This is a genomic window from Stenotrophomonas sp. SAU14A_NAIMI4_5, from assembly GCF_003086795.1.
Taxonomy (GTDB): domain Bacteria; phylum Pseudomonadota; class Gammaproteobacteria; order Xanthomonadales; family Xanthomonadaceae; genus Stenotrophomonas.
The window spans coordinates 1,833,375-1,851,367 of sequence record NZ_CP026003.1 but is presented as its reverse complement, the minus strand read 5'-3'; the positions used below and the strand labels follow the sequence as shown (position 1 = coordinate 1,851,367).

Below are 17,993 nucleotides of genomic sequence, written 5' to 3'. Positions count from 1 at the left end.
GCCCCTCGTCAAAATGACGAAGGCAGGGAAGGCTGCCGCTGGCGCCGGCAGCTAAGCGGAAACTTGGATCAGGAGACGGCGGATCAGTGGTTCAGGGCGGCGGTGGCATCGCGGCCCGGTGCAGCGGCCGGCGGCTGCATCGCCACCGCCTTGGCCTGCACCGGCATGCCCGGCATGAAGACCTTCTGCACGCCGTCGATGATGACCTTGTCACCCGCGGCCAGGCCGCTCTCGACGATGCGCAGGCCTTCGGCGGTGCGACCGAGCTGGATGTCGCGGCGCTGGGCCTTGCCATCCTTGTCGACCACGTACACGTACTTGCGGTCCTGGTCGGTCAGCACGGCCTTGTCATCGATCAGCATGGCCTGGAACTGGCCGCTGCCGAGCAGCTGCACGCGGGCGAACAGGCCCGGGGTGAACTGGCGGTCGGCGTTGTCCAGCAGCGCACGGACGCGGATGGTGCCGGTGCTGCGGGCCACCTGGTTGTCGAGGAAGTCGACCTTGCCGGTGTGAGGGTAACCCTCTTCACCGGACAGGCCGACCTTCACCGGCAGTTCGCTGTCACGCTCGCTCGGGCGTTCACCCTTGCGGGCCATCTGGGCGTAGCGCAGGAAGGTGCTTTCGTCGGCATCGAAGTACACGAACACCGTGTCCAGCGAGACCAGCGTGGTCAGCACGCTGGCGCTGTCGCCGGCGGTGACCAGGTTGCCGGCGGTGACCATCGCGCGACCGGCACGGCCGTCGATGGGCGCGCGCACCTTGGTGAATTCCAGGTTGAGGCGGGCGGCATCCAGTGCGGCCTGCGCGGCCTGCACCGCGGCACCGGACTGGTCGGCCGCGGCGCGACGCTGTTCGGCGGTCTCGGTGGAGATGGCCTGCTGCTCGGACAGGCGCTTGGCACGCTCGGACTCGCTGCGGGCCAGGCTGGCCTGGGTGCGGGCGCGGGCCAGTTCGGCGGCGGCGCGATCGTACTCGGCCTGGTAGCTGCGGGCGTCGATGGTGAACAGGACGGCGCCCTTCTTCACTTCTTCGCCTTCCACGTAGTTGACCTTGTCGATGTAGCCGGAGACGCGCGGGCGCAGTTCGACGCTCTGCACGGCCTCGACGCGGCCGCTGAACTCGTCCCACTGGCTGATCGGCTTGACCAGCACCGGGGCGGCACTGACCTGCGGCGGCGGCGGTGCGCCGGCCTCCTCGGCATGGCCGCCACTGCAGGCGGCCAGCACCGCGGCTGCGAGGATCGACACGCCGGCCATCGCCAGGCGACGGCTGAAACGATGTGGGGTGGTGTTGGGGGAAGTCATGGCATGCATCCGTACGGAAGGGGTGGTAGTGCGTGTAAATCGAAGATCGGTGAATCGGCGGCGTAGCCTGCGACCTCAACGATGGTTGAGGTCAAGCAACGCCTGCGGTGTCGCGCCACAGCGGTGGTAGGTCGAGGTTCAACAGGCCGCGAGGCAATTCCGCATCGCTGCTGTCGCAGCGGACGATGGCGCGGTTGTCGCGGCATCCATCGAGCAGGGACACCACGCGGCGGCCGACCAGCAGCGAGCTGGGCCACTCGATGCAGGCGTTGGCCGCATTGGCCGGGGTGCACACGGGGCTGCACACTTCCAGCATCTGCGCACGCACGCCCAGTGCCTGCGCTTCCTGGTGCACGACCTGCGCGTACATGCGCAGCGCGGCGGTGGTGATCGAGGTTTCACCGTAGCCAGCCCAGGGCTTGGCACCGGCCGGGCTGCCGATCATCACGTAGCGGCGGGCGTGCGGGTTGTCCTGCAGCAGCGGCAGCAGGTGGCGCACCGCGTGGGCGTGCGGCATCAGGTCGGCCTGCATTGCACCCAGCAGGGCATCGCCACTGCGGTCGATGACACGGCCGCGGTTGTACGGGCCGCCCATCGCCGCGACCACGGCGGCCAGCGGGCGCGGACGCTGCGCCACGCGTTCGGCCAGCACCCGTGCCGAGCCGTCGTCGCTGAGCGAACCCAGCATGGTCTGCAGGCCTGGCTCATCGGCGAACAGCTCGTGCAGCGCCGCCAGTCGGCCCGGGTCGCGCCCCACCACCAGGACCGGACTGCCGGCCTCCAGCAGGGCACCGACCACGCCCTGGCCGACGGCACCGGTGCCGCCGAGGACCAGGACTTCGGGCGTCAGAATCCCATTCACGGGACATTTCCTCCCAAATCCGGGATAGTCCCAATTCGACGCAGTCGGTCGCCCTGGCGGGGGACCAGACGGATCGAACTGCCGCGCTGGCTACGGACGGGCGCGGTGAACTCCCGGAAATCCTTGTGTACCAAGGAACTGGGGCGTGCTTCCACGGTCATGGCCTGGTCCAGAGCGTTCTGGCCGGCACGCCGGAAGTGGTCAAGAATGTTGCGCAGGCTCATGGGGGACGAGCTCCATTTCACGAATGGCGCCACGATAGACCTCAAACCTTTACTTGATTAGTCCGGATTAAGGGGAATAATCATCCCGTCCCCGGTCCAATCGATCTGTCACGATTGTCCCATCCCCGCCGTCCAGGATCCCGACCATGTCCCACGATCTCAACGAGACACTGATCTTCGTCAAGGTGGTCGAGCAAGGCAGCTTCATTGCCGCTGCCAAATCGCTCGGCCTGCCCAAGACCACGGTCAGCCGCAAAGTGCAGGAGCTGGAAACGCGCCTGGGTGCGCGCCTGCTGCATCGGACCACGCGCCGCCTCGGCCTCACCGAAGCCGGTTCGATCTATCACGAGCATTGCCAGCGCATCGCACGCGAACTGGAAGAAGCCGAGAGCGCGGTGAGCCAGTTGCAGTCCGGCCCGCGTGGCTGGCTGCGCTTCACCGTGCCCTACGCCATCGGCATCACCTGGATCGCGCCGCTGCTGGGCCAGTTCCATGCGCAGTACCCGGAAATCCGCCTGGACATGCACCTGGGCAACGAGAAGCTGGACCTGATTGCAGGCGAAGCCGATCTTGCGCTGCGCGTCGGCGCCCTGCCCGATTCCAACCTGGTCGCGCGCAAGCTCGGCAGCCTGCGTACGCAGGTGTTTGCCAGCCCGGCTTACATCGAACGCTACGGCGAGCCGCTGCACCCGGAAGAACTGCAGTTCCACCGCATCCTGGCCATGCGCAAGCCGTACCACACCGGCAATTCGCCGCGCTTCACCTGGCAGCTGGGCGAGAACGGTGGCGAGCTGCGCGATTTCCCGGTGACGCCACTGATGACCGCCAACGACATGTCGGCGTTGAACGGCGCGCTGGTGTGTGGCGAAGGCCTGCTGCTGACCGGCGACGTGATGGCCAAGCCGTTCGTCGAATCGGGCATGGTGCGCCGCGTGCTGGCCGGCTGGACCGGGCCGGAAGTGGACTTCAACGCGGTGTTTGCCGGCGGCCGCCTGGTTTCGCCGAAGGTGCGTGCCTTCGTCGATTTCCTGGTGGAGAAGCTCAACTTCGACGCCAACTACATGCTGGCGCAGTGCCCGGCGGCGAAGCTGGCACGGCAGCAGCAGGAGAAGGAAGACGCGGCGCTGGAAAGCAGTGGCAAGCGCATCCTCGAGAAGGTCACTGCTGCGGCATGATCGACGCATCCACGCATGGCGTGGATCTACTGCTCGACTGGCTTTTGTAGAGTCGAACCATGCTCGACTGCTTGAGCAGGAGCAGTCGAGCATGGTTCGACTCTACAGGTCGGAGAGCACGTGCTCGACCAGCGCGCGCAGCTTCGGCTCGGCCTGGCGACGGCTCGGGTAATACAGGAAAAAGCCTGCGAAACGCGGGCAATACGGCTCCAGCAGTGACACCAGTTCACCGCGCTGCAGCCACGGCCGCCACGTCTCTTCCATGCCGATGGCGATGCCCGCGCCGGCCAGCGCCAGGCGCACCATCACGCCCATGTCGTTGCTGGTGATTTCCGGCTGCACATCGACGCTGAACTCGCGGCCGCGTTCCTCGAATTCCCAGCGATACGGCGCCTTGCCCGGCGCACTGCGCCAGCCGATGCAGCGATGCCCGGCCAGGTCGCGCGGATGCGTGGGCAGCGTGTGCTGATCGCGGTACGACGGCGCGCACACCACCAGCTGCCGCTGCCGCGCCGATACGGGCACGGCGACCATGTCCTGGGCGATGACTTCGCCCAGGCGCACGCCCGCATCGAAGCCCGCGCCGACGATGTCGAACTCTTCATCGCTCACCGTGATGTCCAGCTGCAGCGCGGGGTGCTTTGCCGCGAAGCTGGCCAGGAGTGGCCCAGCGAGGAAGGCTTCGGCGATGGAGGAGACCGCAAGCCGCAGCTGTCCGGACACCGCGGCCTGGCGCCGTTGCGTGGCCTCCAGTGCGGTGTCCAGTTCGGCCAGGGCCGGGCGCACCGACGCCAGCAGTGCCTGCCCCGCATCGGTCAGGTTGACGCTGCGCGTGGTGCGCAGGACCAGGGCGATGCCCAGCGCCTGTTCCAGCTTGCTGATCGTCTGGCTGACCGCCGAGCGGGTCACGCCCAGCTGGTCGGCCGCACCGGTGAAGCTGCGGCACTCGGCCACCCGCTGGAACACGGCAAGGGCATTGAGATCGACAGACATTGGTTAGCAATCCTTAACAGGATGATCGGCAATCGCCATCTTATCGCGACAACGCGGGCGATCTACCGTGGCGACACCGGGTCCAGACCGACCCTTTCCATCCGTACAGGAGTCCTGCCATGAGCCTTTCCCGAACCATCCTCATCACCGGCGCGTCCAGCGGCATCGGCGCCGGCATCGCGCGCACGCTGGCCCAGCCTGGCGCACGCCTGGTGCTCGGCGCGCGCCGTGTGGACCGCCTGCAGGCACTGGCCGACGAACTGCGCGGGCAAGGCGCGCAGGTGCTGGTGCAGGCGCTGGACGTGACCCAGCGCGCGCAGGTCGACGCCTTCGCCGCCGCCGCGCTGGCGGAATTCGGCGGCATTGATGTAATCGTCAACAACGCCGGCGTCATGCCGCTCTCGCCGATGGCCTCGCTGAAGGTGGACGAGTGGGACCGGATGATCGACGTCAACATCCGCGGCGTGCTGCACGGCATCGCCGCCGTGCTGCCGCACATGCAGGCGCGTGGCCAGGGACAGATCATCAACATCGCCTCGATCGGTGCGTTGTCGGTGGTGCCGACTGCAGCGGTGTACTGCGCGACCAAGTACGCGGTGCGTGCGATTTCAGAGGGCCTGCGCCAGGAGCACCGCGAGCTGCGGGTGACCTGCATCCATCCGGGCGTGGTGGAAAGCGAGTTGGCTGACACCATCACTGATCCGGTCGCGGCAGAAGCAATGGTGCAGTACCGCGCCATCGCCCTGCAGCCCGATGCGATTGGGCGCGCGGTGCGGTTTGTGATCGAGCAGCCGGGCGATGTGGACGTGAACGAGATCGTGGTGCGGCCGACGGCGGCCGGGTGATGTGCTGGTGCCCCTGGTAGGGGTCGAGCTTGCTCGACCGCTCTGTGCCCTGGTAGGGGTCGAGCTTGCTCGACCGCTCTGTGCCCTGGTAGGGGTCGAGCTTGCTCGACTGCCTGAAAGCTACAAAGGCCAGAGCGTGCCGACCAAGGTCGGCACCTACCAGAGCCGGAGCCGTCGAGCGTGCCGACCCAAGAGCAGGACATGCGGCGGACGGTTCCATGGCGTGCCGAGCAAGGCTCGGCACCTACCAGAGCCGGAGCCGTCGAGCGTGCCGACCAAGGTCGGCATCTACCAGGAGCAGGGCATGCGGCGGACGGTTCCACGGTGTGCCGAGCAAGGCTCGGCACCTACAAAAAATGCCGCCTGCAAGGGCGGCATTTTTGTTCCGGCGTTGCCGGAACAGCAGTAACGCTGCGCGTTACTGCTTGAGCGGAATCACACGGATTTCCACGCGACGGTTCTGCGCGCGGCCGGCATCGGTGCTGTTGTCGGCAATCGGATACGCCTTGCCTGCACCCAGGGTTTCGATGCGGACCTGCTGCACGCCCTGCCCCACCAGGTACTGCGCCACCGAATCGGCGCGCTCCTTCGACAGGCGGTTGTTCACCGCATCGCTGCCGATGCTGTCGGTGTGGCCGACCACTTCGATCATGGTCTGGTTGTACTCGTTCAGCGTGCTGGCAACGCCATTGAGCGAGCCGTAGAACTGCGGCTTCAGTGCCGACTTGCCGAAATCGAAGGTGATGCCGTCCGGCAGGTTCAGGGTGATGTTGTCGCCCTGGCGCTGCACGTCGATGCCGGTGTTGGCGGTGCGCTCACGCAGGGCGCGCTCCTGGCGGTCCTGGTAGTTGCCGATGGCCGCGCCGCTCAGCGCGCCGATGCCGGCACCGACAAGCGCGTGCTGGCGACGCTCGGTGGCGCTGTTGCCACTCAGCAGGCCGGCGGCCACGCCGACGGCGGTACCGATCAGGGCGCCACGACCGGTGCGGTTCTGCTGCTCGGTCGGGTTGCCGTACTGGTCACTCTGCACATAGGAGCCGCCGGTGGCGCACGCCGTCAGCGCGGCAGCGGTCATCAGGGCCAGGGCGACATTGCGGGTGGTGTTGCGGATCATGGTGGTCTCCTTGGATGCCGGCCAGTGCGGCGTGCGAACGACCCGGAGGATATACAGCCCGGCGCGATGCCGGGATGATGGATGTGAAGGCCGGACGTGCTGCATTCAGCTTTCTGAGCCGGCCTTCATCTACCCGCTTTACTCGCCACCCGTGCTCCGATAGGCCGCCAGCGCGGCATCGCGACCTGCGGCCAGATCCACCAGCGGCGTGCGCGGATAGCCCGGCGCCTTGTCGGCCAGCAGCAGCGGATGCTGCCAGGGCGCGAAGCGCGCCTTCACCGGCAGCGCCGCCAGCTCCGCCACCCAGCGCGTGATGTAGCGCGCCTGCGGATCGAACTTCTCGGCCTGGGTAACCGGATTGAACACCCGGAAATACGGCGCTGCGTCGGCGCCGGTACCGGCCACCCACTGCCACCCCATCGTGTTGTTGGCCAGGTCGGCATCGACCAGCGTGTCCCAGAACCAGCGCGCGCCATGCAGCCAATGCGCGCGCAGATGCTTGCACAGGTAGCTGGCGACGATCATCCGCACCCGGTTGTGCATGTAGCCGGTGTGCCACAGCTCGCGCAGGCCCGCATCGACAATCGGCACGCCGGTGTTGCCGCGCTGCCAGTCATGCAGCTGCACAGCGCTGGGGTTGGCCCACGGGAAACGATCGAAGCGCGGATTGAGGTTCTCGTTCGGCGTCTTCGGGAAATGGTGCAGCAGGTGATAGGCGAAATCGCGCCAACCGAGCTGGCGCAGGTAGCCATCGATATCGGCATCGGTGCCGGCGCTGCGCAGGCCTTCCAGCGCATGGGCGATGCGCCACGGCGCGATCTCGCCGAAATGCAGGTGCGGCGACATCCGCGAGGTCCCTACCCGGTCCGGCAGATCGCGCTGCTCGCGATAGCCGCGCAGGGCGCCATCCTCGAATACCGACAGCGCCTCCAGCGCACCGGCTTCACCCGGCTGCCAGTGCTCCCAGAAGCCGGTGTCCCAGTCCAGCGTCGGCGCCAGCTGCAGTTCTTCCAGCGCGAGGCTGTCGACCTTGTGGACCGGCAGCCTCTTGGGCGCGGCCTGCAGCGCCGGCAGGCGCCAGTGGCTGAGCACGTTGCGCCAGTACGGGGTGAACACCTTGTACGGCTGCCCCTGCTGGGTCTCGATGTCCCAGGGCTCGAACAACAGGCTGCCGTTGCAGCTCTGCGCCTCGATGCCCTGCTCGCGCAGCGTGCGCTTGATGGTGGCGTCGCGCGGCTGGGTGGCCGGCTCGTACTTGCGGTTCCAGTACACCGCCTCGGCGCCGGTTTCCTCGATCAGTGCCTGCAGCGTGGCCAGGCTCTCACCGCTGCGCAGGACCAGCGCCGAACCGCGCGCGCGCAGGTCGGCATCGAGTGCGGCCAACGAGTGATGGCGCCAGGCATCCGACGCCGCGCCGGGCGTCCACTCGCCCTCTTCCTGCGGCGCATGGATATAGACCGGCACCACATCATGGCCGGCATCGAGCGCGGCCTGCAGGGCCGGATTGTCCTGCAGCCGCAGATCGCGGCGGAACCACACCAACGCTACCGACACGTGCATCGCCTTCGTTCTGGATGGCGCACATGATAGCCAGCCGCAGTGAAGGCATTGCACGCGGGTCCGTCTGCTAGGCTTCCGGGTCCGTTACCGGAACGCCCCCGCATGAATGACCTGCACGCTGCCTTCGCCCGTTTCGGCCCCCTGCAGGCCCAGCACGAACAGGACTGGCAGGGCCCGTTCCCGCTGCCGCCGGTGCTGGCCCGCTTCTATGCGCAGGTCGGACCGCTGGGGCGCGAGATCAACGCCAAGGTCGGCCATGCCGGCATCACCCTTCCCGGGCTTGAGGTGTGGGTGCCCCCGCTGCAGCGTCTGTGGAGCTACCAGGCCGGTTATCGCTGGAACGGCGTGGACGGCGAACCGATCGAGGACTGGCCCACCAACTGGCTGGTCGTGGCCGACCTCGGCGCCGATCCCTTCATCCTCGACATGGACGATGGGCGCATTCTGTTCGCACGGCATGGCTGCGGAAGCTGGGAGGCCGATGCGTTCTTCGACGACCTGCCGACCCTGATGGCGGCGCTGGCAGCCGCCGGTACGGTGTATCTGGATGCCGGCGACGATCTCTACAACGATGACGACGATGGCGGCATCCGCGCCGAGCACCAGGAAGCGGCCGTGCAGGCGGTGGCCCAGGTGCTGGGCGACCGGATCGACGCGGAGTCATTCATCGAGACGCTGCGGGGCTGAATCCACGCATGGCGTGGATCTACGGACCCTCGCTCTCCGGCCACTCCCAGTTGGTTGCACGACCGACAAAATCGCCATGAAGCCCCATGCCACTGCGGTCCACCGGCATGAGCTCACCGCCAAGATGCAGGGTGAGGCCTCGGCAGTCGATCCATTCCGTAAGGATCACCAGGGCATCGTGGATGGCTGCGCTACGTTCAGAGCGCAGCGCTTCAGCCACCCGTCGGCGTTGATCATCGGTCAGGCTGTGCGAGAGCGCATCGCCCGCCTGCTCACCCACCAGGGGCAGCATCTTCTCCAGGCGCTGGGCCGAAACACAGCCTTCGCTGCAACGAACCAGGTCATCGATGATCGTCTGGTAAGCCCGAGCAGGTGTTCTGGACGTCATAGGGCGGTTTCCATCATTCGGTCTGCTGATCCGAATGATGGAACCATCCTTTGCCTCAGGTCCATCACACAGGTTGCAAATCCAGCGAGAAGAAGCGGACGCAGGGAGTTCGTCCGATACCCCCCACGATCAACGCGAGGGCGCAGCCTCGAAGCGCTTCATCGCCTCGCTGATCAGCGCACGGGCTTCGGCGGCATTGCCCCAGCCATTGAGCTGCACCGGGTTGCGGCCGGCCGGCAGGTCCTTGTAGACCCGGAAGAACGCCTCGATGCGCTGCCGTTCGATCTCAGGCAGATCGGACAGGTCGCGGATGTTGGCGTAGGTCGGGTCGACCTTGTCGGTGGGCACGCCGATGACCTTCTCGTCGTGCTCGCCGCCATCGATCATCTTCAGGTAACCGATCGGACGGAAGCGCACGATTACGCCCGGATGCAGCGGTTCGCGGGTCAGCACCAGCGCATCCAGCGGATCGTTGTCACCGGCCAGCGTGCGCGGCATCGAGCCGTAGTTGGCCGGATAGGCCACCGGCATCGACTGGAAGCGGTCCACGTGTACGAGACCATCTTCCTTGATCTCGTACTTGGTGAAGCTGCCGGCCGGAATCTCCACCGCCAGGTTCACTTCGGCCGGGGCCTGCTTCGGCTGCGCGGCCAGGAACGGATGCAGCACGCTGTCGGCGGCGGTCACGGCACCGGCCACCAGCAACAGGGCTGCGCCGAGGGCGGCCAGCGGGGCGATGCGTCGAGTTGAGTTCATGCGGTCACTCCTCATTCCCAGCAACGGTCCGCCCGGCCCTTTGCGGTCTGCGCACGCGGGCAGTCACGCGGGGCGATGCGGTCTTCGCGCAGTTCCACGCGCTGCTTGGTACCTGCAGCGTCGCGGCGCAGCTCGAAGGCATCGTACAACCGGCCGGTGACGGTGCGTGCTTCGTAGCGCAGGTGCTGCGGATCGATCTTCAGCACCTGGAACAGCTGGGTATCCTCGGCCACCGGATCCATGGTCCGGCGTGCCTCGTCGGACAGGCGGTACTGCTTCGGCCCGGCCACCGTCACCACGTACTGCGGCGTGGCGGCCTCACCTTCGCCGCGGCGGCCGTAGGTGTGGTCGTGGCCCTGCAGCACCAGGTCGACGTTGTGGCGGCGCACGACCGGCAGCAGCACGTCGCGCAGCGCAGCGTTCTCGCGGCCTTCGCGCGGCGAATAGAACGCCTGGTGCAGCAGCACGATGGTCCACGGGTGCGGGTTGTTGGCCAGCACCTTGTCCAGCCACTGCGCCTGCGCCTGGGCGGTGCCCAGGTCGAGTGCGGAGGTGCCGTCGAGCACGGCCACGCGCACGTCCTGCACATCGAACCAGTAGGTGCTGCTGGCAGCCGCCGCGGCACCGTTTCCCGGCAGCGCGAACGTCACCGGCCAGTGCTTGCCCAGTACGCGGCGTTCCTGCGGGGTGTCCTCGAACTCTTCGAAGTACTCGTGGTTGCCGATGGCCGGCGCCACCAGGGTTTCCTGAGCCAGCCAGCTGGTGGCGGCGAACCACTCGCCCCATTCGCTGTCATCGGCACCGTCGCCACCGCTGACCAGGTCACCGGCGAACAGGCTCATGCGCGCCTCCGGTGCGGTCTTCTGCGCGGCACGCACCACGCGGCTGACATGGCTGAGGTTCTTGTTCTGGGTATCACCGAAGTACAGCAGGGTCAGCGGCTCGCCGGCCTTGCCCAGCGTGCGCAGCTGGTTCCAGGCACTCCAGCTGCCATTGCCCTGCACGCGGTACACGTACAGGGTGTCCGGCTTCAGCCCATCGACCTCGGCACGATGGTGGTGCGACACACCGTTCTCGGTCTGCAGCACCTGGGTCTTCGCGCGTACCTGGCGGATGCCCTCGATGGCCGGCGAATCACCGGCCAGGGCGATTTCCAGCAGCGGCGCCCGCACGCTGTCATCGGTACGCCAGGCCACGGCGAAGCCCTGGCTGGGATCGACCGACGGCGAGGCGACGATGCGGTCCGGCACGGTGGTGGCCGCGTAGTGATGGCTGCCCACCGGCACCTGGGTGTTCGGTTCGGCGGCGGCGAAGCCCAATGCGGGCATCGCCAACAGCAGGCCCAGCGCAAGGGCGTTCATGCAACGACGGCTCATGCGCCACACTCCAGCGGCAGCGACAGCTGCTTGGCGATGGCTTCCCAGTCGAAGGCCACCACGCCCTGGTCGTCATGCACGGCATACAGCGCGCCATGCGGGAAGCGCGGGGTCGGCTGCTGCATCATCCAGATGCCATCGGTGTTGGCGACCGTGTTGCCCTGGAAGGCACCGACCGGCTTCAGGGTATGGCGGTCGAACAAGTGGAACACACTGCGCTGCTTGCCCTGTTCGGTGGTGATCCACCAGCCGTCCTTGCCGCAGGTCCGCAGCATCACGCCTTCGGCCTGCGCCTTGAACACATCGCGGCCGAAGGTGGTGCCGGTGAAACGGCCGGCCAGCGTGTAGACCTTGAACTCGCTCGCGTAGGTTTCGTCTTCCTCGGCGATCAGCAGGCGGTCGTTGGCCGGGTCACCCCAGATCGACTCGACCACGCGCAGTGCGCCGGCTTCGCTGGTATCACCGATGCTGGCGGCCAGGGTCGCTTCGACCTTGGCGCCATCGCGGGTCACGTGGTACTGGCGCACGCGCTTATCCAGCTCGGCCAGCGGCGGCAGGATGTCCTTGCCCTGTGCGTCTTCGCCGTTGTCCCAGGAATCGGTGACGTAGACGCTGTAGCCATCGGCGCGGCGGTCGACCCACAGGCCATAGGGCTTGCGCAGGTCGTCGGCACCGAACACCGCCAGCGGGGTGAAATCGGGCAGCGAGAACACCTGCACGCGGTGGTTGTCACGCTCGACGATCCACAGCAGGTCGTCGGTGATCGAGATGCCGTTGGGGCGATCGAACTGACCCAGCGCGGTGCCGGCGGTGCCGACGTCGCGCAGGTGCTGGCCGGTGCTGCCGTCATACACCACCAGCTTGTCGGTAGCCTTGGCGGTGGCGATCAGCCAGGTCTTGCCGTCGGGTGCCTTCCAGGCGGCCGGCGAATCGATGTTGTCGTCCGGCGTCATCGGGCTGAGGAAGGCCTCGGCGATGGTCGACACCGAGCGTGCGGTCCCGGCCGGGGCCTTCGCGGCGGCATCGGCGCCGGCCGGAGCGGCCGCCGGCGTGCAGCCGGCGGCAAGGCAGGCAGCCATCGCGGCTGCCAGCAGGGTCATGCCACGCGCCATCACAGGGCCACCTTCAGGCCGACAGCGTAGGTGCGGCCGTACTCTTCCATCTGCAGGGTGCGCGAACGGGTGCCCTGGTACAGCTCCAGCGGCTTGTCGAGCAGGTTCTGCGCTTCGAAGTACATGCTGATGCGCGGGGTGAACTTGTAGTCCAGCGAGAAGTCGAGCTGGGTATTGGGCGCGACGTAGATGTCGAACGCACGGCCGGCACCGACGGTGTCCAGGTACTCGCTGCGATAGACCGCCGCCAGGCGCGTGCTCAGGCCGTACTTCTCATAGCCGATGTGCGCGCTGTACACGTGCTTGGAGGCACGCGGCAGCATGAACTCCTCGCCTTCGCGATCAGCGATGCCGGCATCGAACCTGGTGTCCAGCCAGGTGCCGCTGGCACCGACCAGCACGCCGTCCAGCGCGCCAGGCAGGAACGCCAGCTGCTGCTGCCAGTTGAACTCGGCGCCGCGCACGGTGGCCTTGCGGCCGTTGATCGGGCGGGTCACGTCGAGGCCATCGTAAGCCGGATCATTCTGGCTCACGGTCTCCACGATGTAGCCATCGATGGACTTGTGGAACAGGCCCAGCGAAACGATGCCGGTGGTGCCGATGTACTTCTCGACCGACAGGTCGATGTTCTTCGATTCGTAGGGATCCAGCTGCGGATTGCCCAGGCGCAGCTCTTCGTCACCGGCATTCAGCGCGCGGCGCGGCGAGATGTCACCGAAGGACGGACGCGAGACCGTCTTGTTGGCCGAGGCACGCAGCACCCAGTCGTCGGCCGCGTCGTAGCGCAGGTGCAGGCCCGGCAGCACGTTGGTGTAGCTGCGGTTGGCCTCCACCGGGCTGACCGTGTAGCCGTCATCGTCGTCCAGCTCGACGCTGTTGCCGGTGGCCTTGAAGCGGGTGTTCTCCACGCGCACGCCGCCGATGATGCGCAGCGATCCGATGTCCCAGGTGCCCATCGCGTAGCTGGCGAAGATGTCTTCGCTGGCGGTGTAATCCTCTTCCAGCGAGGTCGCGGCGTTGCCGGCCACGTCCTGCGGACGCGCGGTGTAGCGGCTGCCGTTCTGTGCCCAGTAGGCGCGCATGGCCGCTGAGCTCATGCCCTGCCCCATCACGCCATGGCGGTGTTCCGGATCGGCCGCCGTCCAGCTGGCCAGGTCGATGTCCGGGCCGCGGCGCAGTTCGCTCTCGTCCACGTTGACATCACGGTCGCGCCAGCGGCCGAGCAGGCCGAACTTGATGCTGCTGTTGTCGCCGTCGAAACGCACGTTGACCTGCGCGCTGCGCTCTTCGTCATTGACCTGCTTGGGCGAGATCACGAAGCGGTCGAACGCGTAGTTCGCGTTGTCCATCCAGTCGTTGCTGCTGAGCGTGTAGGTCGGCAGGCGGCTGCGCTGGTCCAGGGTGCCGGACATGTCGTCGGCATCCAGCTCGAAGCGCGCTTCCATCTCGTCGTTGACGCGCTCTTCGGTGCGGGTGTAACCGATCTTGTAGTCCACCACCGCGTTGGTCAGCTTGTTCTCGCCGCCCAGGCTGGCAGCAAAGGTGTTTTCCTTCTTGGTGCGGTAGCGCATGCGCTTCTGGATCGCATCGGCCGGCAGATCGTCCAGGCGGTACTGGTCGGTGCCGGTGGCCACCATGTCGGCGTCATCGAAGTTGTAGATCACGCGCTGGCGGGTTTCAGCGTCGTCGAACTGGCTGTACAGCGTGCGCAGGTAGTACTTGCTGTCCTCGTTCGGGCGCCAGTCCATGTTGAGGTTGGCACCGATGCGCTTGCGCTCGATCTCGTACTTGCGGTTCTGCAGGTTGATCGCGGTGACGTCACCGGGCTTCACGTCCTGCGGATCGATGTCACCATCAAGATTGTCGTACTCGACTTCGGTGTTGTCCGACTCGAACTTGCGGTTCTGGTAGTTCACGCCCAGCGCGATGCCGAAGGTGTCGGCGAACACTTCGCTGTAGTTGAACGAGGCCTTGGGGCTGGTCTCGCCGGACAGCTGCTGGTGGCTGGCTTCGATCTTGCCGCGCAGGCTGCGGCCGTCGCGGTCGAAGGCCGAGGCCGATTCGACCAGCACCGCGCCACCGATGGCGTCACCCGGCATGTCCGGGGTCGGCGACTTGACCACGCGCAGGCGCTCGGTCGAATCGGAAGGAATGACGTCCAGCGGCGCGGCGCGGCTGGAATCTTCCGGGGTACCCACGGCGATGCCATCGATGCTGACGCTGTTGAGGTTGGCATCCAGGCCACGGATGACCACGAAGCGGCCTTCGCCCTGGTCGCGGGTCACGCTGATGCCCGGCAGGCGCTGCAGCGACTCGGCCACGTTCTTGTCCGGGTACTGGCCCAAGGCATCGGAGGACACCGCGTCTTCGATGGCGTCGCTGCTGCGCTTCAGATCAACCGCGCGGACCTGCGATTCGAGCTGGGCGCGCACTTCGATGCGGTCCAGGTCGACCGCATCGGCGGCAACCACGCCGGTGGCGGCCAAGGCCTGCTGCCCGGCGGCCTGCAGCGGTGCTGCGGCCCCCAGCGCCAGGGTCACGGTGATGGCCATGGCCAGCGGAGTCTTGATGTGCACGGTGGAGCCCCATACCTGTGAAGAATGGGTCTGCAAGGTATGTCCGCAAAGTTGCACGGCGGTGACACCGTTCAGCACATTCATTGCATCCGGCGTGGGCTTCGCAGCGCCGATCCGGCAAAATGGAGGCCTCTCTACAGCCCCCATTCCCGACCATGAAGATCGTCGAAGTGCGCCACCCGCTGGTGCAGCACAAGATCGGCCTGATGCGCAACGCCGCGCTCAGCACCAAGGATTTCCGCGAACTGGCCAACGAACTGGGCACGCTGCTGGCCTACGAGGCCACCGCCGACCTGGAGACCGAGCCGCACACCCTCCCCGGCTGGGCCGGCCCGGTGACCGTGCAGCGCATCGCTGGCGCCAAGATCACCGTGGTGCCGATCCTGCGTGCCGGCCTGGGCATGCTCAGCGGCGTGCTGTCGCTGATCCCGGCCGCGCGCGTGAGCGTGGTCGGCCTGCAGCGCGATGAGGAAACCCTGCAGCCGGTGCCTTATTTCGAGCGCCTGACCGGCCGCCTGGAAGAGCGCGATGCGCTGATCCTGGACCCGATGCTGGCCACCGGCGGCACCCTGATCGCCACCATCGACATGCTCAAGCGCGCGGGCGCCCGCCGCATCAAGGGCATCTTCCTGGTCGCCGCACCGGAAGGCATCGAGGCGGTCAAGGCCGTGCACCCGGACGTGGAGATCTACACCGCGGCCATCGATGCCCAGCTCAACGACAAGGGCTACATCCTGCCGGGCCTGGGCGATGCGGGCGACCGCATTTTCGGTACCCGCGTGGTGTGATCCGGTTGAAGGGATCTGACCCCGGGGTCGGATCCCTTTCGCAGAAAGGGCTCCGACCCCAGGTCTTTACAGCCCGGCCGCCAGCGCCTGCAACTGGTCGATGGCCATGTTCCAACCATCGAAAAACCCCATCTGCTCGTGTTGGTCACGGACTGTCTTGTCCGGGTGCATGACCTGCGCGGTGTAGCGGCAGCCCTGCCCTTCGTCGGCGAAGGTAATGGCCGCGGTGAAGCCCAGCCACGGGGTCTGCGGCCGCCAGCCGCCGCCCAGCATCGAAGTGAACACCAGGCGCTGCTGCGGCACGATCTCGACGAAGCACCCCGGGTTATCACTGGTGCCGCCCTCCGGGCCCTGCATGAAGGTATGGAACGCACCGCCGGGGCGGAGCTCGAACGCACGCACCTCGGTGGTCCACGGCCGTGGGCACCACCACTGCCGCAACAGCTCAGGTTCGGTCCACGCCCGCCACAACGCCGCCCGCGGCGCGGCCAACACGCGGCTGATGACCAGATCGGTCTCCGGATGAGAGGCGGCAGCGGATGTCATGGACGTGCTCCAATGCGTCGGAAAGGATGCCCACCGATACGCTGATCGCTATCCCCAGGCAAGCGTTACCAGGACGATCGCGAATCTTCACGTCGTTTTCCAGCCAGCGGGCGAATGCTCCGCGCACCCGCACTGCACGCCCTGGAGATGCCATGAAAGCCTCGTTCCTGCTGGCCGCCGCCCTGCTCATCGGCCTGCCCCTGGCCGCCACCGCCGCCACCCCGCAACAGCAGCGCATGGCCGACTGCTCGGCCAAGAACAAAGGGCTGAAGGGCGACGCCTACAAGACCGCGCAGAGCGCCTGCCTGAGCGGCCACGCCACCGACACCAAGGCCGCCACCCCGCAGGAGCGCATGAAGCAGTGCAACGCCGATGCCGCGACCAAGAAGCTCGCCGGCGACGCCCGCAAGACCTTCATGAGCAGCTGCCTGAAAGCCTCGTAAGAAAGTCCATCGACTTCACCCAAATGGGGGTCAGAGCCCGTTGCGCAGCAACGGGACCCGACCCCATTGAACATCGATCTCTGACAGATGTGCCGACCAACGGTCGGCACCCACCAACAGCCACCGGCCAACTGTCAGAGGTGGGGCGGTGTAGGTGGGCAGGACCGTTGGCGCCATGGATGGCGCCATCGAGCCCCCATGGATGGGTTTACGGCGTGTCCTGACCACCCACACCGCCCCGCCGTCCCACGGAATGCCGCTCTTGATCTTGCTTCGGCTTCTGCAGGTGCAGGGCTGCAAGCCCTGCCGAAAAACCCCTTACCCCAACGCCCGCGCCTTCAGCTCCCCCTGCTCATGCAGGGTCACGAAACGCCCCTTCTCATCCCGCCCCAGCTGCGCCAGCGCCACCTGCGGGTCATGGGTGAAGAACAGATGCACGTTGCGCGCCAGCTTGTCTTCCAGGAAGCGCCGTTTCTCGTCGATCAGCAGCTCCGCATTGCGGTCGTAGCCCATGGTGATCGGCACGTGCACCCACGAGCGCCCCGGGATCAGGTCCGCACAGAACACCACGCCGCCGTGCGCATCCTCGCCGGCACGCGCGTGGCCGACGATCTCGGCCAGCATCAGGCCCGGCGTATGGCCGTCGCTGTAGCTGAAGCGCACGCTGCTGCCCAGCACCTTGGAATACTCGCCCTCCACCACTTCCAGGCGGCCAGTGGCCTGCAGCAGGCCCGGCAGTTCCGGAATGAAGCTGGCGCGGTCGCGCGGATGTGGCTGCAGCGCCCGCTGCCAGTGCTGCGCACCGACCACGAAGGTCGCGTTGGGGAACAGCAGTTCCGGCGAGCGGCCTTCGCTCCATGCTGCCAGCAGGCCGCCAGCGTGGTCGAAGTGCAGGTGGCTCAGCACCACCACGTCGATATCCTCGTGTTCGAAACCCGCCTCGCGCAGCGAATCGATCAGCACGTGCTGGCTTTCCTGCACGCCGTAACGGTCACGCATGCGCGGGTCGAAGAACGCACCGATGCCGGTCTCGAACAGCACGGTCTTGCCATCCAGCGGGCTGGCCAGCAACGCACGGCAGGCCAGCTCGATGCGATTGAGCTCGTCCGGAGCCGCCCACTTTTCCCACACCGCACGCGGCGCGTTGCCGAACATCGCACCGCCATCCAGGCGCTGCGAGTTCCCACGAATCGACCATAGTTTCATTCGGCAATTATCGAGGGCCCCCCGTTAAATAATCGCTA

At 66.9% G+C, this 17,993-nt stretch carries 19 protein-coding genes; 6 read left to right on the top strand and 13 right to left on the bottom strand.

The annotated features are described in order from the left end of the window. Nucleotides 1-83: 83 nt before the first annotated feature. The 3 genes from C1925_RS08825 to C1925_RS08815 all read right to left on the bottom strand — a co-directional run bounded on the left by C1925_RS08825 (nt 84) and on the right by C1925_RS08815 (nt 2,390). Nucleotides 84-1,304, bottom strand: coding sequence for an efflux RND transporter periplasmic adaptor subunit (locus C1925_RS08825; RefSeq protein ID WP_108768551.1), 1,221 nt, complete (start codon nt 1,302-1,304; stop codon nt 84-86). Nucleotides 1,305-1,395: 91 nt separating this feature from the next. Beyond that, the gene (locus tag C1925_RS08820) at nt 1,396-2,166 is read right to left on the bottom strand and encodes an SDR family NAD(P)-dependent oxidoreductase (RefSeq protein ID WP_108768550.1); all 771 of its coding nucleotides are present in this window, start codon (nt 2,164-2,166) and stop codon (nt 1,396-1,398) included. Then, the gene (locus tag C1925_RS08815; RefSeq protein WP_108768549.1) at nt 2,163-2,390 is read right to left on the bottom strand and encodes a hypothetical protein; all 228 of its coding nucleotides are present in this window, start codon (nt 2,388-2,390) and stop codon (nt 2,163-2,165) included. Before C1925_RS08815 ends, C1925_RS08820 begins: the two co-directional genes overlap by 4 nt. 146 nt (nt 2,391-2,536) lie before the next feature. Here C1925_RS08815 and C1925_RS08810 point away from each other — a divergent pair, with 146 nt between their 5' ends. Continuing rightward, the gene (locus C1925_RS08810) at nt 2,537-3,565 is read left to right on the top strand and encodes a LysR family transcriptional regulator (protein ID WP_108768548.1); all 1,029 of its coding nucleotides are present in this window, start codon (nt 2,537-2,539) and stop codon (nt 3,563-3,565) included. Between the two features lie 102 nt (nt 3,566-3,667). Here the strand turns inward: C1925_RS08810 and C1925_RS08805 are convergent, their stop codons facing one another. Beyond that, a complete protein-coding gene (locus tag C1925_RS08805) occupies nt 3,668-4,558 on the bottom strand; it encodes a LysR family transcriptional regulator (RefSeq protein ID WP_108768547.1) in 891 nt (296 codons plus the stop codon). Nucleotides 4,559-4,677: 119 nt separating this feature from the next. On the opposite strand from C1925_RS08805, the gene C1925_RS08800 reads away from it, so the two are divergent. After that, nucleotides 4,678-5,403: an SDR family oxidoreductase gene (locus tag C1925_RS08800; RefSeq protein ID WP_108768546.1), complete on the top strand. Its 726-nt coding sequence runs from the start codon at nt 4,678-4,680 to the stop codon at nt 5,401-5,403. 268 nt (nt 5,404-5,671) lie between these two features. Beyond that, nucleotides 5,672-5,812, top strand: coding sequence for a hypothetical protein (locus C1925_RS20930; RefSeq protein WP_159097501.1), 141 nt, complete (start codon nt 5,672-5,674; stop codon nt 5,810-5,812). Nucleotides 5,813-5,821: 9 nt separating this feature from the next. Here the strand turns inward: C1925_RS20930 and C1925_RS08795 are convergent, their stop codons facing one another. Then, a complete protein-coding gene (locus C1925_RS08795; RefSeq protein ID WP_079221528.1) occupies nt 5,822-6,517 on the bottom strand; it encodes an OmpA family protein in 696 nt (231 codons plus the stop codon). Between the two features lie 138 nt (nt 6,518-6,655). Continuing rightward, complete coding sequence (locus C1925_RS08790; protein ID WP_108770655.1) at nt 6,656-8,071, bottom strand: deoxyribodipyrimidine photo-lyase; 1,416 nt, start codon at nt 8,069-8,071, stop codon at nt 6,656-6,658. Between the two features lie 108 nt (nt 8,072-8,179). Between C1925_RS08790 and C1925_RS08785 the strand changes: the two genes are divergently transcribed. Continuing rightward, a complete protein-coding gene (locus tag C1925_RS08785; protein WP_108768545.1) occupies nt 8,180-8,764 on the top strand; it encodes a hypothetical protein in 585 nt (194 codons plus the stop codon). A gap of 19 nt (nt 8,765-8,783) precedes the next feature. On the opposite strand, the gene C1925_RS08780 is transcribed toward C1925_RS08785, so the two are convergent. The 5 genes from C1925_RS08780 to C1925_RS08760 form a co-directional block, all read right to left on the bottom strand. Beyond that, a complete protein-coding gene (locus C1925_RS08780; RefSeq protein ID WP_108768544.1) occupies nt 8,784-9,152 on the bottom strand; it encodes a DUF6547 family protein in 369 nt (122 codons plus the stop codon). Nucleotides 9,153-9,281: 129 nt separating this feature from the next. Then, complete coding sequence (locus C1925_RS08775; protein ID WP_108768543.1) at nt 9,282-9,908, bottom strand: inorganic diphosphatase; 627 nt, start codon at nt 9,906-9,908, stop codon at nt 9,282-9,284. 11 nt (nt 9,909-9,919) lie between these two features. Beyond that, nucleotides 9,920-11,269, bottom strand: coding sequence for a metallophosphoesterase family protein (locus tag C1925_RS08770; protein ID WP_254051429.1), 1,350 nt, complete (start codon nt 11,267-11,269; stop codon nt 9,920-9,922). Between the two features lie 11 nt (nt 11,270-11,280). Further along, nucleotides 11,281-12,396 (bottom strand): phytase, encoded by a 1,116-nt coding sequence (locus C1925_RS08765; RefSeq protein WP_108768541.1) that lies wholly within the window; start codon nt 12,394-12,396, stop codon nt 11,281-11,283. Continuing rightward, nucleotides 12,396-14,972 (bottom strand): TonB-dependent receptor, encoded by a 2,577-nt coding sequence (locus tag C1925_RS08760; protein WP_108768540.1) that lies wholly within the window; start codon nt 14,970-14,972, stop codon nt 12,396-12,398. Before C1925_RS08760 ends, C1925_RS08765 begins: the two co-directional genes overlap by 1 nt. Before the next feature lie 155 nt (nt 14,973-15,127). On the opposite strand from C1925_RS08760, the gene upp reads away from it, so the two are divergent. Then, a complete protein-coding gene (upp, locus tag C1925_RS08755; RefSeq protein ID WP_108768539.1) occupies nt 15,128-15,760 on the top strand; it encodes a uracil phosphoribosyltransferase in 633 nt (210 codons plus the stop codon). 66 nt (nt 15,761-15,826) lie between these two features. Here the strand turns inward: upp and C1925_RS08750 are convergent, their stop codons facing one another. After that, the gene (locus C1925_RS08750) at nt 15,827-16,306 is read right to left on the bottom strand and encodes an SRPBCC family protein (protein WP_108768538.1); all 480 of its coding nucleotides are present in this window, start codon (nt 16,304-16,306) and stop codon (nt 15,827-15,829) included. Between the two features lie 152 nt (nt 16,307-16,458). On the opposite strand from C1925_RS08750, the gene C1925_RS08745 reads away from it, so the two are divergent. Continuing rightward, a complete protein-coding gene (locus C1925_RS08745) occupies nt 16,459-16,749 on the top strand; it encodes a PsiF family protein (protein ID WP_108768537.1) in 291 nt (96 codons plus the stop codon). Between the two features lie 318 nt (nt 16,750-17,067). Here C1925_RS08745 and C1925_RS08740 read toward each other — a convergent pair whose 3' ends face one another. Beyond that, nucleotides 17,068-17,955, bottom strand: a complete 888-nt coding sequence (locus C1925_RS08740; RefSeq protein ID WP_108768536.1) for an MBL fold metallo-hydrolase — start codon at nt 17,953-17,955, stop codon at nt 17,068-17,070. Between the last annotated feature and the right edge of the window lie 38 nt (nt 17,956-17,993).